Source organism: Paenibacillus sp. J23TS9, assembly GCF_018403225.1.
Classification (GTDB): Bacteria; Bacillota; Bacilli; order Paenibacillales; family Paenibacillaceae; genus Paenibacillus_AQ.
Map to the genome: position 1 here is coordinate 2,794,110 of NZ_BOSG01000001.1, position 16,790 is coordinate 2,810,899.

Annotated in this window: 11 protein-coding genes; all 11 read right to left on the reverse strand. The window is 49.4% G+C overall.

What is annotated here, in order from left to right; translation table 11 throughout:
* Positions 1-4: 4 nt before the first annotated feature.
* The 11 genes from KJS65_RS13165 to KJS65_RS13215 all read right to left on the reverse strand — a co-directional run bounded on the left by KJS65_RS13165 (position 5) and on the right by KJS65_RS13215 (position 16,778).
* Positions 5-1,762, reverse strand: a complete 1,758-nt coding sequence (locus KJS65_RS13165) for a glycoside hydrolase family 35 protein (protein WP_213650194.1) — start codon at positions 1,760-1,762, stop codon at positions 5-7.
* A gap of 124 nt (positions 1,763-1,886) precedes the next feature.
* The gene (locus tag KJS65_RS13170) at positions 1,887-2,777 is read right to left on the reverse strand and encodes a carbohydrate ABC transporter permease (protein WP_213650195.1); all 891 of its coding nucleotides are present in this window, start codon (positions 2,775-2,777) and stop codon (positions 1,887-1,889) included.
* A 1-nt stretch (position 2,778) separates the two neighbouring features.
* The gene (locus tag KJS65_RS13175; RefSeq protein ID WP_213650196.1) at positions 2,779-3,663 is read right to left on the reverse strand and encodes a carbohydrate ABC transporter permease; all 885 of its coding nucleotides are present in this window, start codon (positions 3,661-3,663) and stop codon (positions 2,779-2,781) included.
* Positions 3,664-3,782: 119 nt separating this feature from the next.
* Positions 3,783-5,177, reverse strand: a complete 1,395-nt coding sequence (locus KJS65_RS13180) for a carbohydrate ABC transporter substrate-binding protein (protein ID WP_213650197.1) — start codon at positions 5,175-5,177, stop codon at positions 3,783-3,785.
* A gap of 164 nt (positions 5,178-5,341) precedes the next feature.
* Positions 5,342-6,931, reverse strand: coding sequence for a response regulator (locus tag KJS65_RS13185; RefSeq protein ID WP_213650198.1), 1,590 nt, complete (start codon positions 6,929-6,931; stop codon positions 5,342-5,344).
* Positions 6,924-8,744, reverse strand: coding sequence for a sensor histidine kinase (locus tag KJS65_RS13190; protein ID WP_213650199.1), 1,821 nt, complete (start codon positions 8,742-8,744; stop codon positions 6,924-6,926). The genes KJS65_RS13185 and KJS65_RS13190 overlap by 8 nt, the downstream gene beginning before the upstream one ends.
* 252 nt (positions 8,745-8,996) lie before the next feature.
* On the reverse strand, positions 8,997-11,813 hold the full coding sequence (locus KJS65_RS13195) for an alpha-mannosidase (protein ID WP_213650200.1): 2,817 nt from the start codon (positions 11,811-11,813) through the stop codon (positions 8,997-8,999).
* Between the two features lie 125 nt (positions 11,814-11,938).
* Entirely contained in the window at positions 11,939-12,100 is a 162-nt protein-coding gene (locus tag KJS65_RS13200) for a hypothetical protein (protein ID WP_213650201.1), read from the reverse strand.
* Between the two features lie 218 nt (positions 12,101-12,318).
* On the reverse strand, positions 12,319-13,272 hold the full coding sequence (locus tag KJS65_RS13205; RefSeq protein WP_213650202.1) for a carbohydrate ABC transporter permease: 954 nt from the start codon (positions 13,270-13,272) through the stop codon (positions 12,319-12,321).
* 16 nt (positions 13,273-13,288) lie between these two features.
* On the reverse strand, positions 13,289-14,179 hold the full coding sequence (locus KJS65_RS13210; RefSeq protein WP_213650203.1) for a carbohydrate ABC transporter permease: 891 nt from the start codon (positions 14,177-14,179) through the stop codon (positions 13,289-13,291).
* 1 nt (position 14,180) lies between these two features.
* Complete coding sequence (locus KJS65_RS13215; protein ID WP_213650204.1) at positions 14,181-16,778, reverse strand: DUF5696 domain-containing protein; 2,598 nt, start codon at positions 16,776-16,778, stop codon at positions 14,181-14,183.
* Between the last annotated feature and the right edge of the window lie 12 nt (positions 16,779-16,790).

Here is a 16,790-nt window from a genome sequence, read left to right on the forward strand (position 1 = left end):
ATGTTTATCCCAGATCCGGAGTATCCACCAGGCTGACAACCGGCTCGCTTGTTCCGTGAAGTTCGAAGATGACCAGCTCGTTGCTGCCGTCCTTCAGAAGAGGAGCGGGAATATACAGCGTTTTTTGCGGACCCGCTTCCCAATAGCGTCCCAGGTTGAAGCCGTTCACATACACAACGCCTTTTTTCCAGCCATCAAGGCGGATAAAGGTGTCTGCTTTATCGCTTACCTCAAATAACCCTCTGTAGAATGATGGTGTTTCCTCTTGTGCGGATGCTTCCCCTTCCCGCAATGGCTCAAAATGAAGATCAGACAAGTCCTTCATCGGCAGCGGATGGATCGTCCAGTCGTACAGGAACTGGTTGCCAAGACGGATTCCCTCGGTAATCCCCTTGGAATCTCTCATCAGCGGTCCATAGTTGACTCGCCCCATGTTTTCAACCAGCACATCCAGTTTCAATCCTTCAGCCGGAATATCAAGAGGAATGGCTGCCGGATTCCATCGTTCTACTGTCCCTCTATATTTGCCGTCCGCAAACACAAGTGCACGGTCATGCACATCCTGAAGCACCAGCTCAAAGCCCTTTCTCGGACCGCTAATGCGTGTGGAATACAAGATAAAGCCGTAGCTTTGGCCAACCTTCTCCATCGGTAAAGGGCTGGCGTAGCGGATAGGCTGCGCAAGCTTTTCCAGATTGCTGAATAACCCGGCCTGCTCGGTCATGTTCACTTTGCCATAAGCCTTCTTGCGGATCGGTTCAGGTAGCACGAGCTCCGGCAGTTCCGTATACCGGGAGAGAATTTCACGTACAGCATAAAACTTCGGTGTCGGGTCTCCTGACTCGCTGAGGAGCGTATCGTAATCATAGCTCGTTACCGTGGGCTCATAGCGCTGGATGTGATTGGCTCCATTATAGAAGCCGAAATTAGTGCCTCCATGGAACATGTAAAAGTTCACCGAAGCCCCTTCCCGAAGCATTTCATCGAGGGCTTCTGCCACGTCTTCCGCCGGACGAGACTGATGCTCCTCCATCCAGTGATCAAACCATCCGTTCCAGAATTCCATGCACATCAAAGGGCCTTCAGGCTGATATTCGCGCAGCTTCTCGAACGCTTCCTGGGCCCGGGATCCAAAATTGACGGTTTCCAATACCCCTTCCACCATGCCTCCCTGAAGCATATGATCCTCTGGACCGTCGGAGGTGAACAGCAGCACATCCATGCCGCGGCTGATCATTCCATCCTTCAGATAGTTCAAATACTGCTTGTCGTTACCGTAGCTTCCATACTCGTTTTCGATCTGCATGGCAATAATCGGACCGCCGTTTGTACACAGGAGCGGTTTCAGTCGCGGCAGCAGCTCATCGAAATAACGATCTACCTTATCCAGGTAAGCGCGGTCAAAACAGCGAAGATACATCGAGGTGTCTGCCAGCAGCCAAGCCGGGAGTCCACCGAATTCCCACTCGGCGCAAATATATGGGCTTGGACGCACAATGACATGCAGACCCAACTCGCCGGCCGTCCGGATAAACTCTTCGATATCACCAAGTCCGTCAAATACGAAGTTTCCTTCCTCCGGTTCATGAACATTCCACGCCACATACGTTTCAACCGTATTGAATCCGCATGCCTTCAGCTTCAGCAGCCGGTCTCGCCAATATTCCGGAACCACGCGGAAGTAATGAATGGAACCGGAGAAAATGCGAAGGGGGCTCCCTTCATACATAAAATCGTTTCCTTGAACCTTAAGCTCTGCCATTACGTTCAACCTCTCCCTTTCGGTGCCCTGTTTTGGCCCTTTACTTGCCATTAGCCCTGTCCGGCCTATTATAAGCCAGAAACAGGGCTAATGGGATAGCATAATTTGAATATATTTTTGCCTTCTAGCCCTTAACTCCACCCAGCATCATGCCCTCGGTAAGCTTCTTCTGCAGCAGCACATAAATGATGACGGTAGGAATCAGGACGATGACCAGACCCGCAAACAAGGAGCCCCAGTCCGTAGCAAACTGCTGCACCTGCATCAGATTGCTGAGGCCGATTGGAATCGTCTTCTTCGCATCGCTAGTAACCAGCGTCATGGCGAGCACATACTCATTCCAGAAATCAAAAAAGCTGAACACAACCATGGTAATGATTCCCGGACGAACCATAGGCATGATAATCCGGAAAAGTGTTGAGAAATAGCCGCAACCGTCAATCATTGCCGCCTCTTCAAAGTCCGGCGGAATCGACTTCATGAATCCCGTCAGCAGATAGACCGAGAAGGATAAGGTGCCTGTCGCATACACGGCGCTAAGCCAAAAACGGTTATCAAGCATATGCAGATCGTTCATCAGAATGAATAAAGGGACGATGATATAAACCGCTCCGATGAACAATCCCGCCATATAGATGTTCGAAATGAGCTTTTGCCCGCGGAAACGCATCCGTCCCAGTACATAAGCGGTAGGTACCGCCATCAGAATGAGCATCGCCATGGATAAAACGACAACAATGACAGAGTTCAGCATATAATCGCCGATTTTGGCTGAAGTAAATGCCCGGACGTAATTGTCCCAATGCAGCGACTTTGGAAGGCTCCAGGGACTTTCCATGACTTCCGCATTGGTTTTGAAGGAAGCCAGAACGTTCCACAGCAGCGGATAAACAACCGCCAGTGCCTGAATAATCAAAACGATACGGAGCAGCCAGTTTCGGATGATAATGATCGGTTTGACGGATTTATACTCTTTACGGGAAGGAACAGCCGCGCTGGTTTGAATTTGTGACATATCAGCTCACTCCCCTTTCCGTAAGTTTGTTGCTGATCAGCGACAGAATTACGGAGAAGACGAATACAAATACACCGATTGCCATCGCATAACCGAAGTTCGAATTCGTAAACGCCTGCTGGTACAGATAGGTCATGACCACTTCCGAGTGCCGGTCCGGTCCGCCCGCTGTCATGATCGTTACGATTACAAAGCTGATCGTCAGGACGCCGTTGATGCTGAAAATAATCGTGATGCGGATAATCTCCCACAACATGGGAATCGTGATATGAATGAACTGCTCGAACGGAGTCGCTCCGTCTATGCCAGCTGCTTCATACAGATCCGGCGAAATACTGTCGATCCCAGCCATGTAAATAACCATGTAGTATCCGGCAGCCTGCCAGATCAGCGTGACGGCCAGCGCCCACAGCACGGTCCTGGAATCTCCGAGCCAAGCCATCGCATAATCCCCAAGTCCCAGCAGCTCCATCCCCGAATTCAGGAAGCCAATGGTCGGATGATAAATGAACGACCAAAGGATCGCAATCACGACAAAGGACAGGATACTTGGGAAGAAGAACAAGGTGCGGTAAATCCCCTTTTCCTTGAGCTTCGTTCGTGTCAGAATTGACGCATTGACCAAGGCGATGAGCAGTGTAAAGACAGGGACAATGACAATGAGAAATCCGGTATTCCGGAGAGCCAGCAGAAACACATCATCATGGAACATGTCTACAAAGTTTTTCAGACCGATGAATTTGGGCTTATCCCCGATTCCCGTCCACAGGAAAAATGATTTATAAAACACCTGCATTGCCGGGTACAGCTTGAACAGTATGAACATGATAAGGCCGGGAATAAGACAGGCGGCCATGAAGAAGCGCCGCCGTGCTTTTAAAGTCATTCTCTCCACTTCCTTCACTTTGGTTCTGGATTGTGCAAAGCCTGCATCAGCTTATGCCAAGCAGGCTCTTCCAACCTCATTTGTCTGCCTTTCAAGTTTCCGTATGATGGGTGTGAGAATTACTCTGCCGAGTCTTTCAGCTCCTTGCTGACTTCCGAGTACATCTTGTACATCTTGTCACTGTACTGATCCAGAGTCATCTGCTTGTTCATCAAGGAAGAGATCGTTTTATAAACTTCATCCTTCGGACTGTATCTGCTGCCTTTGGCTACCGTCTTGAAGGTCCCGTTAACAAGTTCCATACCGTTGTCTACGGCTTTATATACGTTATACGTCGTTTCTGAAATGAATGGCTTCGCCAGATCCGCTGCGTCCTTGACGGCCATAACAGCCTTGGACTTCTCCGCATTCAGCTTGATGCTCTTGTCGGTATAAATATATTTCAAGAATTCAGCGGCAAGCTCAGGATTTTTCGCTTTGGCCGGAATGACGATTTGCTCAATTTGGCTCATGGCTTTCACGCTGCTTCCTGAATTAAACGAAGGAATACCGAGGAAGCCGAACTGGAAGCCTTCCTCACGCGGTGCGTCCTTCATTTCATCCTCAAACCAGGTTCCGTTTGGTATGAACATGGCCTTGCCTTGCATAAATGAGGTCTGCGCCTGGGTATGGTTCAAAGCGACCGTACCTTTCATCAGACCATTGTCTTCATTTGCGAACTTCTGGATATTGCCCCATACCTGTTTGAAAACATCACTTTTCCAAAACTCAGGATCATAGTCGAAAAATTGATCCAGCGCTTTTTGTCCACCCAAATCATAAATGGAAGGAATAATGACTTCGTCCAGGTATCCAGGATAGAGACCTTGGTAGGTGAATAATGCTCTGCCGTTATCCTTGGCCGTGGCATTCATGGCAAACAGCTCGTCCCAGGTTTTTGGCGTCTGGATGCTCTTTTGGTCAAAGAGAGTTTTGTTATACCACAGTCCGAGTACCCCGAAGTTGAAAGGTGCCAGATAAATTTTACCGTCACCGTACGGTGCCATGGAACGGGACTCCAAAACACCCGGGAGCATCTTATCCTTCAGGGCGCCACTGCCTTCATCGGTATTGAAAATGTCGCTGAGATCCGTCAGCGCTTTATCTTTAATAAGTCCGTCCAGAATCGGAAGATTGTCCCCACCTGCTATGTACATCAAATCCGGCGGGTTGCCCGCTACGATTTTAGGCCGCACGAGCTCAGCAATTTTGGGACTGGCCGTAATATTGATTTTGGTGTCCGGATGATCCTTCATGAATTCATCCGAGATCTGATCCCAGTACTCCCGTCCATATCCGCCCTGGAATACCGCGATATTCAGTTCACCGTTTGCAACCTTTTTGGAGCCTCCATCACTTGTTCCTGCAGTATCCGAACTGCCCGAATCCGAGCTGCTGCTGTTGCCGCATCCGGCAAGCAGGGATACACTCAAAGCGCAAGCGCTTACAGCCGATAGAATCTTATGCCATTTCATTTCATGACCTCCCCTATATTTGTTGTCATTATACCTCTGCTGAAGGCGCTGCCAAATGGATAAACCCGATGAATGTCATGGACGATTTTATGCGGTTAGCGAAAGCGTTTGCAGCTGAAATGGACAATCTTATGTTCCCTGCTTAAAATTATGCAGTTTTCTGTTTATTTCTGTTTCAAAGCTGGAGTTTCTTGCGACTTGACCAGTTTTGGAGGTACGCCGTAATGCTTTTTGAACAGACGGTTGAAATAAAAGGGATCATGAATGCCCACTTCTGCGGCAACCTCCTTAACCAGTAACTGTCCGGAAGACAGCATCTCGTATGCTTTGGCCATACGCAGCTCATTGAGGAAGGTCATCATACTTTTGCCGGTATCCGTCTTGAAAATCTGGCATAGATAGGTTTCCGACAGATTGACATGCAGAGCCACATCATGGATCGTTACTGCTCTCGGATAATTTTCTTCCAGGTAGACAAGCGCCTTGCGGACTTCCGGCCGGGTAGCCCGTACGCCTGCCCCACTTCCCGCATGCTCCAGCACGTCATATGCCAGCTCCTCCACAATCATCATCATTTCCGTATCCGTTCCGGCTCCGGTAATACGCTCCAGCCAGAGCGAATGATCGAAACTGCGCTGCTGCTCCAGTCCCAGCTTGCGGCTCAAGGTCCACATCCCCTCGCAAACGACCCGTTTGACGATCCGCGGATACAGCTGTCGCTTCGCGCCTTCCTGAATGATCTGCAGAGCTCTGTTCTCCCAGCTCAAGATAAATCCGTGCTGGCCTTTGCGAATTTCCTCCATCCAATCCGCCTCCAGCTGCTGGTAGCTTGGATCCTCATCTGCTGCTTCAACATGGCAGGACAGACATACAGGGCCCGCAGATTTATAGAAGAGCAGCATCTGGGCTTCCCGGATCAAACGGATTTCCTCCACCAGCTCTTTCCCTGATAAAGCCGCATTCCCGTAAATTATATCTACTTTCAAACTGTAGTACATGGCAGCAAGACTGCTGATTCTTCCGGCCATCTCTGCAGGCTCCGTCATTTCTGACGCTTCCGGGTAAGCTGCTGCAAACATAAATCTTTGATCTTCTTCTGCCACGGTACACTGCCAGGCACTTCCCGGGTAAACATCGCTCCACAGCTGGCTGAGCGAATGCTTCAGAGAAAGTGATTCCCTCTTCTCCCCCACGGTATCCACCTGCACGCCAAAGATATGCACCAAGTGATCCGGAGGAAATAATTCCTGATCAGCCTCCGGACTTAGCTCACCTGAGCCTTCCTCGGAAGATATAAGGGAAGTCAGAATATCTTGAATGTGATCCGTTTTCTCAGACTGTACCGATTCGGCAAGTAATTCAGGCTTCTTCTTCTTCGTATCAAGCTTTAGAGCGATTTCATTCAGGATCTGCATGAAATTTTCGCTTTTCAATGTTAGCTTCAGCATATAATCATGCGCTCCGTATTTCAGTGCCTCACGCACCAGTTCAAAATCATTAAAGTTACTGAGGACTAGTATCTCCCCGTCAAAGCCGGATGCCATTAGCTGCTTGATCAGCTCGATTCCGTCCATTTCCGGCATTTTAATGTCCGTGATCACAATATCTGCAGGCTGTTCCTGCATCATTTTAAGCGCCGATGTGCCATTTGACGCTGAGCCTGAGTAGACAAACTTGCTGCCTTCCCACTGAATCAGCGTTTTAACCGCATGTCGCACAATCATTTCATCATCAATAATCAGCACTTTATACATATCGCTCTAAATCCTCCTCGCTTGTATAGACCGGAAGTGTAATGACCGTCTCGGTACCCTCACCGACAACACTGGATGTGACTAGACCAAAGACTGCGCCGAAATGCAGCTTGATTCTCTCATCCACATTGGCAATCCCGAGGCCTGACAGCTTGGAATGGGATTCGCGCTTTTCTTTGACATGTTCCATATCAAAGCCCTTTCCATTATCGGTTATGCGGATGGTCAGCACATGGTTTTGCCGGGTTGCCTTCACCCAAATGCCGACCCTTCTTTCATCATCACCGACTCCGTGAAGAATGGAATTCTCTACAATCGGCTGTAAAATAAATTTTGGAACCAAATTAACGGCCATCTCTTCATCCACTTCCGTATTCAGCACAAAAGAATCACCATAACGTATACGCTGTATGTTGGCATAATGAATCAAATTCTCAATCTCCGTTTGTAATGGAATGAACTCATCCTTCACCATGATCGTGCTGCGCAGCAGCTCTGACAATGATTCGATGCCATTCGTAACCGACTCGTTCCCTCCCAGCATGGCGCTCCATTTCAGGGAATTCAGGGTATTAAAGAGAAAATGCGGATTGATCTGGGCCTGGAGCATCTTCAACTCCGCATCACGCTTCGCCTGCTGCTCCGACTGCACCTGTCCGATCAGCTGCTTGAGCTGCTCCACCATCCCGTCGATCGTTTCCGTCAATTTATCCATTTCATCCGGATACGCGGAACGGGTGCTCGTCGTTGCCTCAAGCCGCCCCATCCGGACCTGCTTGGCATACAGCAGAAGCGAGCGCATGGGATTACTGATCGTAAAATAAATCCACATCGAAATCATACCGGACAGTAGAAGAATCACCAGGCAAATGTACACGATATTTCTCCGCATGTCTGACAGCTCCGAGACAATGAATTTTTGCGGAATCATCCCGACAAAAAACCAATTTGCCGAACGGATATACGAGCTCGCCACAAGAAACTGGTGCTTGCCCACATCCGTATGGAAAGCGGTCAGATTTCCCTCACGGTTAAACTGTCTATCAATGGGACTGAATACTTCCTTGTCCGCAAAATGGCCTCCTTTCGGAATGTCATCCGACAAGGACGATATCACCATTCCATTTGCATCGGATATGTAAATGCTGCTGCCCGATCCGAGGTTCACAAATTTATAAATATTGCGTGAAAATACCTTTTCATCGATAAAGATAATCAGATAGCCCAGCTGCTTGTTCAGCTTATCCTCGGCATATATTCTGCGGCTGAGGGCAATCGTATTGGTCCCGCGGCTGGAACGGAGGTACGTCCAGTAAGCGTTTCCAAAGGACTGCTTCGTCTCTTCCAGCATCGATTGAATTTGTTTCGCCGGGTACAGCTCAAAGCCAAGGTCAAAAAATGACTCCCCGCTGTTGGTCAGAATCATCACATTACTGATATTGCCAAGTTGAAATATTTGCTGTCCCATTTCATCCCCGATTTGGGTTTGCAGCTGGTTTTTCTCGTAATCGCTCATGGCGTCAAACTGCGGCAGCCCATTTTGGATAAAATGGTTGATGATAATGTTCTCGCTCAAGGTTTCATACTGCTCAAGCTCACGCGTTGCATTCTGAGACAGCTCATCCAGAATCTGCATGGAGTAGGCACTGATTTTATTCGTAATCGAGTTTTCGTATTTCATATTCGAGTACACGCTCACGAATACAACCGGAAGAAGCGAGGTGATGATGAAGGCTGCCAGCAGCCTGTTCTTGATTGACAGCCGCCGCAGCACGAAAGATTTGCTTTTGATCAGGGAATATAGTGAATTCATACGCATCCTTATCACCTTTATGCATAATGTCATTGATCCGGGCGATGGCAGCTGAAGTCCCGGTAGTAACTATACAATACCTGCGCATGTCGAAATCAGTCAACGGGGACCGGAATAATGATCTGCGCCCGGAGGTTTGGAAGTTCATGTCAAAACAACAGAAAGTTTCCGAATAAAACAGAGAAAAACCGCAGTGGAAGACATGCCTTCCAGCAGCGGTTCAACGGCTGTATATGATCATTCAAAAGCATTTCAATCCGGTAAATGAAGACTAAACGTTACAATTTCAGCTGGTCTTACAGCAACCCCGTTCAAAACGGTCATATCCAGCGCATTCTCTAAAATATTGCTGTGCCTCGCTTCTTTGATCTCAAAAGCTGGCTGCGCAGACAGTGAACGTTCAGAATGGGCAGCGTTATACCAGCGAGCAATGATGCTGCCAGTATCCTTGGACATTTTAAGAGCAGAGAAGAAAAGATCTTTTCCCGTCCAAGAAAGAAAGGAGTGAATGAGCGGGATGCTGCCCGTGTGAACATCTGCCTGCTTCACTGTCCATGGCACCTGGAACTGCCGGGCTTGGATCATCGATCCGGTTTCTCCCATGTGAATTGACCCCTGTTCCGCAGCTGCCGGGTCAAAAGGAATAATCTCAAGCCGAGTGGTATGCTTCCCATGACATTGTGCTCCAGGCGTTGGAAAGTATCCCCAGTCTCCCATTTCGCCCACGGCCCTTAATAGCGTCACTGCAATGACTGCCGCATCTTCCTGGATAATCTCGTATTCAGGGAGCCCCTGGTTGGCAATCGTCAGACCTTGTCTTTCATCGCGAATCGAGACAAAAGCCTGCTGATGTTGGCAGTTGCTCGGGTTCAACCATTCTGCTGCGGGCTTATTGTTTCGTTCCGCCGTTTCAAATATGGAATCCGCCTTATGGCTCTGAGAAGAGATTCCCGACTCAAAAAGAATACGCAATCTATGATCATCCGCTTCATTGTGGAACGTCGTTTTCACCTGAAGCCCTCTTCCACTGCGCTCCAGAGTAATCCGGGTATGAACATGAAGATCCATGAGTGAGGAAGAGCGGGACGCTTTTCTGCCAGTAAACCAAATCAGCTCTTTCTGTTCTCGGCTGAGGTTGTCGTCAGCAGACTTCGGAATGCGCATCGTATGCATAATGTCAAAGGAAGCCCGGAATGCCTCATCTTCGGCAAGAGTAATACTCGCGATACTGTTTCGTGTTGTTACAGGTACATCCCCATCCGGCTGTTTGTACATGTACTCGTTGCCAATGTCACCTGAATCCTCATAGATACACAGATTTCTAAAAATTCGGCCTGTACCTTTATCCTGCAGAGTTACGGAGCCATTAGCCTCAATCGTTACCGCCAGAAATTCATTTTCCATACTTCGTTTTCCGGTCACAAGGGAAGACTGCTGCTTCTGGATCAGCTTATTCGTGGAGGATCCTCCTGAGACATCGACACCACTCTCCTGACTGCTGTTCTCCTGCTTCCCTTGAATAAGTGCATAAACTTTATAGCCCAGTGCCGGTACATCCTCTGCTTCGAAGCGAACTTGGATGCGTCTTGTGAAAAATGGCTGGCGGAAACGGTCCTCCGGCAGATCATAGCCAAATCCAACACCCTGATCCTCCCAGCTGAACGGTATTTCGCTTCCCCCCGGATCGAGAAGAACCAGATGCTCAAGCGGCAGCAAACGCAGCTTTTTTTTCATATCCGCAAAGCCCATACCGCTCCCAAAACAGATCCGTTCCAGCTCCAGCTCCACTGTAATCACGCCGGAACGCTTCCAACCCGTCGTGTTAAATACTGCGAGTGGATATCCATTTTCACCTTCCCGAAGAAAATCAGCAAACGAACGGGTATCGATGTCATCGGTTATTGCGGCCACGCTGTCCTCCACGATAGCTTCACCCACATGCCTGCTCTTGGCAAAACGGGTGACCATTTCATCATGCACCTCATCCACACTGCACCCGCAGATGCTGTCATGCGGATGGTTTTGCATCAGTGTTTTCCAGGCATACTCGAACAGATGATGCGGATATGGCGCTTTGCCTGTCAAATGGGCAAATACAGCAAGCGGCTCAGCTGCTTGTTCCAGCAAGGCCTGCCCTTGGCTGTTAAGCTGCTTCAGATAAATCCGGGAGGACGCGGTATTGACCAGTGTGGACCAGCCGTCCGTATGCTGGCTGCGAAGCTCTCCGCGCACGGTAGACAGATGATCCGGCACGCTCGCAGCCGCTGCTTCGATATAATCCGTGAAATTGGAATGGACAAAACGATGCTCTGGTAACAGTCTTTGCGCCACCTTGATCGCTTCAGATATATTCTGCTGTACCGGCTGATGGTCGCATCCGTTCATCATCAATACATGCGGCGTTGATGCATACGTATCCACTTCCTTCAGTTTCCGTTCCCAATATTTCTGCGCTTGCTTGGGATCCACCGGAATCTCATTGCCGTTGCTGTACCAGTTGGCAAAAAGAATGCCCAGCACATGCGACCCGTCAGGAGCCTCCCAGATCATTTCGGAATATGGAGACTCATAGGCTGCCGACTCGCTCACCTCATTGTTGAAGCCGGTCGGCTTCACCCCGCGGCCGAACACCGCATTGCCAATACCAGCCTGCCGGAGCAGCTGTGGCGCCTGCCCCATATTCCCGAAGGAATCGGGAAAATATCCGGTCTTGCTCACCGCACCGAACCGCTCCGCATCCTGATGTCCATAAAGCAAGTTGCGGACGTTGGCTTCGCTGCTGGTCAAAAATTCATCCTGCAAAATGTACCAAGGACCGATATGGATACGCCCTTCACGGACGTATTCTTCCAGCAACGGCCGCTTTTCCGGACGAATTTGCAAGTAGTCATCCAGCATGATCGTCTGGCCGTCGAGATGGAAGCTTTTGAAATCCGGATCATCATGAAGCGTTGTGAGCAAAGTGTCCATCAGCTTGATCAAACGCACATGATGCTTCTCATAAGGCAGATACCATTCCCGGTCCCAGTGTGTGTGTGAAATGATATGTACGGTCTTTGATTGTGTCAATATTCTGCTCCCCATTCTCGCCAGGTTATTTGTCTAGAGCAGCTGCAAGCATCTACTTGGCGATTTCAAGCCGATTCATCACTGCTCGCAAGATCTCGGCAATGCCCTTGATGTTTCCTTTAATTTCACCAAGAGCACTCTTCCCAAGAAGTGCAGCCGCCAGTGTTTTTACCTGTTGCATTCCATCCGGTTACAAGCATTCCAGGCATCCATTCCTCAGCTTTCAGCTCTTTGGCCTGCCGGTAGGATTGCTCCAGCAAATCCAGTGCCGCCTCCGGCATATTCAAGGACGAAGGCCAGACCGTAAACCCTTTACCCTGCAGATGCCCAACGGACGGATATTGATCCAGCTTGTCATTATTCCAGTCACATAAAATAATTTCCCGGGGAATGTGATCACTCTTTGTAAATTCCCAATGTCATCATGATCACTGAACCGCATATGAATGCCGCATAAAGTTTCTATTGTCCTATCCCCCATGTTATCGGCTCCCGGGCTTCTGCATTATCCGACAATGCCCGTTCGTTCAACGCTTTCCACAAAGTATCTCTGCACAAACAGATACAGAATAATCAGCGGGGCGGTCAACAGCAGTACCCCTGTGTTGAGCAGCATGGACTGGTATACCAGATCCGGTTCCTTACCAAGTGCCGAGCCCATATCCATCAGCTGCGTGGAAAGAACCTTGACCTTGCTCAGGAAGAGCGAGACGTAATAGCTGTCATTCCACTGCCAGACGAATGAGAACAGAAGAACGGTCACGATCGCAGGCACTGCATTCGGCAGCATAATCCGGTAAAAGGTCTTCAGGACCCCTGCACCATCCACAAATGCCGACTCTTCGATCTCCTTCGGAATCCCCCGGAAAAACTGCCGGAAAATATAGATGTACAAACCATTTTTCAATCCCATCGCAGTAGCTGAAGAAATGAGAAAAGGCCAGAAGGTGTCAATGAGATTCACGCTGGATTTGCCGGAAAGCAGCTTCACCAGACCAAATAAATCGAAATACCGGTACGTGAGGTACAAGGGGATCATAATGGTCTGTGGCGGCACCACAATCGTGAAAATCACGAGACCGAACAACAGACCGCTCCCCTTAAACTTCAAACGGGCAAATGCATAGGCCGCCAGAGCGCAGGAAGCAAGCTGAATAATCGTCGTCCCCGCCGAAATCAGAAAAGTATTGAGCAGCGCCGAGAAATAATGGGTGGCCTCCATGGCGATTTTGATATTATCGAGCGTAAAATGCCGCGGAATCCAAAGCACGGTCGGGTCGTAAATATCGACTTTGCTGCGGAAGGCTACCGACAAGCGCAGAAATAACGGGAACAAAATGATAAAGCAGAACCCGGCAATCAAGATTGTGCGCACAAGTTTCCACAGCCAAAGCTTGGATTTTTCCAGAGGGTTAAATCGGTACTGGATGATATCCGCGTATGCGGCAGGCGATTTCATAGCCTTCTCCTCCTTATCAGTCGTAGTAGAATACCTTTCTGGAAATGATCGCCGTCGAAATGCCCAGGATAGCGGTAACGACTGCAAAATAAACCCAGGACATCGCCGCGCTTTGGCCAAATTCGAATGATTTGAACGCGGTCTCGGAAATCAGCGAGTTGATCGAATTATGGCTGAATGAATCGATAATCGAGTAAACCATATTCGTTAAAATGAGTGGCGTCATCATGGGAAACGTGACCTTCCAGAAGATTTCATAACCCGTCGCCCCTTCGATCCGCGAGGCCTCATATAAAGCAGGCGAGACGGATTGCAGCCCGGCCAGGAAGATCAGAATTTGAACGCCCGAGGAGCTGATGATCTCGTATATCCGGTCCACCGCACCCGTAATGTAATCGACGAACATCGGGGCTAGCCCCGATTCGGTCAGCATTTTCTTCAACTCGAAGCTCTGCATCAGTCCACCGTTTCCTTCTCCCCCGGACATGGTGGAGCCTCCGACAAAGCTGCTGATATCCAGATTCGCGATGGCTGCCGATGCCAGAATAACCGGCAGGAAAAATATCGCCCTCGCGAGCGCTCTTCCACGGAATTTCTGGTTGAGCAGCACCGCGGCGAACAGACTGAAAATAATGATGATCGGTACATTCACGATCATGTTCGTGACCGATTCCGTCAGCCTTCTCGGATAATCCGGATTGGTCGTAAACAGATTGCTGTAGTTGGACCAGCCTTTATAATCGACGGCAAATCCGCCTTCAACCAGATGTATGGAGCTTAGACTGAACCGGAACGACTGGATCAGCGGCAGCAGAAACAAGATGACAAGTCCCAAAATGAGCGGTGTTACGAACAATACGCCATACCATTGCTTTTTTTGGGACAAGGTGAGAGGTTTTCTGAACATATTATTCACCGCCTACGTGATAGCTCTGCGGCTGAAGCTGCAGGCCGTCCACGGCTACCGCCGTATGGTTGTAATTGATCGTTACGTTAATACCGTTTTGATATATGGTTCTGACAACGCCCGGAGCAAGCATGCTGTGAGCAGTGATGACCTGACCACGGACTTTGGACAAAATCGCATTCGATTCCTGATACAGCTGCACAGCTTCATCAAACCAATCCTGGTAGTTCAGCGCGTATAAACCGTTATAATCCGTATCCTTGACCTTGGAAGCATCGCTTGCAAACCACTGATAATACACGTTGGATCCGGTTTCAAGCGACTTCAGCATGGACAAGCGCGGATTCTGGAGTTCATTCATATTGTAAGGAGCGCCAGAAATATCAAAATATCCATGAAGTGCAATCTGGTAAAACGGAATCTCTTCATCCGTGATGTTCAACCGGCTGCTGCGCACAGGTGCATTGACGATCAGATCAGCGAATGGCAGACTGTAGGCGTTGCCTCCGTCGACCATAAGTGAACCCGTCTTTTTTTGCAAAAGCCCCAGCTCTTTCACGGAGGCCAGGAGCGAATCCTCGCGGCTCACCGGATGGGAAGGATCAAAGTCCGAATTAACCTCCTTGCCCAGATCCCGCAGGGAAAGCCCGGATATGCCAAGCTTGGTGTAATCCTGTAAAAATCCATCCACCTGCTTTGGCAGCTTGCGCGGCGAGAGAACATAATGTGAAAATTTGCTTACATCCTTCGCATACGTGACCGGATTATAGGCATACACTTCCGCCTTACTGCGGTCTAGTAAGGTAGCGGCTCCTGATGAACCTTTGAATTTCTCCAAAAAGGCAGTATCCGGATAAAATCCAAACCCGTTCTGCTTCATGTAGTCCGCTAAATGGAGAAATCCCTTCTTGCCTCCCAGAACTCCGGCGATAGACAGATCCGATGGAGAAGAGTGGCGGATGCCTCCGTTGAACCAGCCCACCATCCGCAGATCGATGTCACTCACTCCCGCAGCCTTAAGCTTGCCCAGAATCGATTCTGCCTCCTCAAAAGTGGTTAACGATTCCGTCGATTGATAGGGAATGCCGAGAATCGATTTGTTCTTACGGAATGCGCCTGCAAGCTCCAGTACAAATGGGGCATCGGAAGTCTCAAGCAGCTTCAGCTGGTATTTATCCGCCAGATAACCCCTGTATGCCGCTGCCATGCCGGTATAATCCGCGGAAGCTCCAGATAAGAATGCATATCTTACCTGTAGATTTCCCTGGTATTTTCCGGTCTGGAACATAGGAACCGCACTTGTCTTGCTGCCGGATGACAAGGTGTAATAGTCCATGGCCGTCACCTGAAATTTGCTGCTGACCGAATTATAGGAATCATTCCGCCCACTCACATCGGCTGCAATGCTGGCCCCTGCTTCTCCGTCCTCAATGAAGCCAACCAGCGCATGATCGTTTTGCTTGAGCCCGAATACCGGCAGGCGTGAAACCTCGTTCGTCTGAATTTTTTCTTTGATGTCAAAGGTTCCGTCGTTGCCATAGACCGGCAGGCTGTAAGGCTCCGCGTTCAGCTTTTTATTATTCAGATGAATCAAAGCGCCTGCGCCGTCGGGAACGAAAATATATCCCTGCTTGCCCGTGTCCGCCGCGCCGAAGAACTTCAGAACCTGTAAGGATGCGATTGGATAGGCCTTGTTCGATTTCAGTTCCTTGGCGGGAATGGACACTACCAGGCTGCCACCATCGAGGGTATACACAACCGGCACGGTAAATTCGGCGTCTTCGGAAGCCGCTGCTTCACCTGCTCCGTTCTCCTTGTTATCCTGCGCCGCATCTTCAGCCGTATAGCCGGCTGCCTCCAGAACTGCTGACAGCTCTTCAGCTACGTAATCCTGCAGTTTGCGTACTTCATAAACTTGTTTTTGCTCATCCAGACGGAATTTGTATTTGACGTTATCCCGCTGATTTGCATCTTTGATTTTATCCAGAATGTTCTTTTCAAAGCGTTCCTTGCTGATGATTTTCGGTATGTTGGCAAAAGACTGCGCCACGTTTCCCATTTGATAGACTACGCGGATGCCTTGATTTGCTGTTGTGATTTTAAACTGCTTTTTGGCCACGCTGTCATCAAAGCTGTTAAAAGCGTTAATCTGCCCTTTATCGTTATAGTAAGTGAGCAGTACTTGTGCAGACAGCTCCGATTTGTACAGCGGCGAGGCCTGAGCGTCTTGACTGCGCAGAACCGGATTGGAGAACCAAACAAATCCGTTCTGCTTTTCCTGCACAGCAATCTCTGCTGTTTCCTTGTTCACGTAGAGGCTGAGCTGGTCATTATCCGCCGCTTTCTCCATTGTGCCCAGCGCTTCAAGCTCCTGCGAAGTGTTCTTACTCACTTGATCATGCTGTGGTTCCGCTGACGTTGTGATTATCTTAAGCGAAGCCTGATCCGTCTCCGATTTTGCAGCTGCCGGCTCCGTGACTCCGGCTTCGGAAGCATCTGCTTCTAGTCCCAGAAATCCGCCGAAGCCAGCTCCCGTGATCCCCGCTGTCAGGAGCAGTGCGCACAGGATGCCTGCGGCTTGTTTTTTGCTTATGCCCACGTACCATCCCTC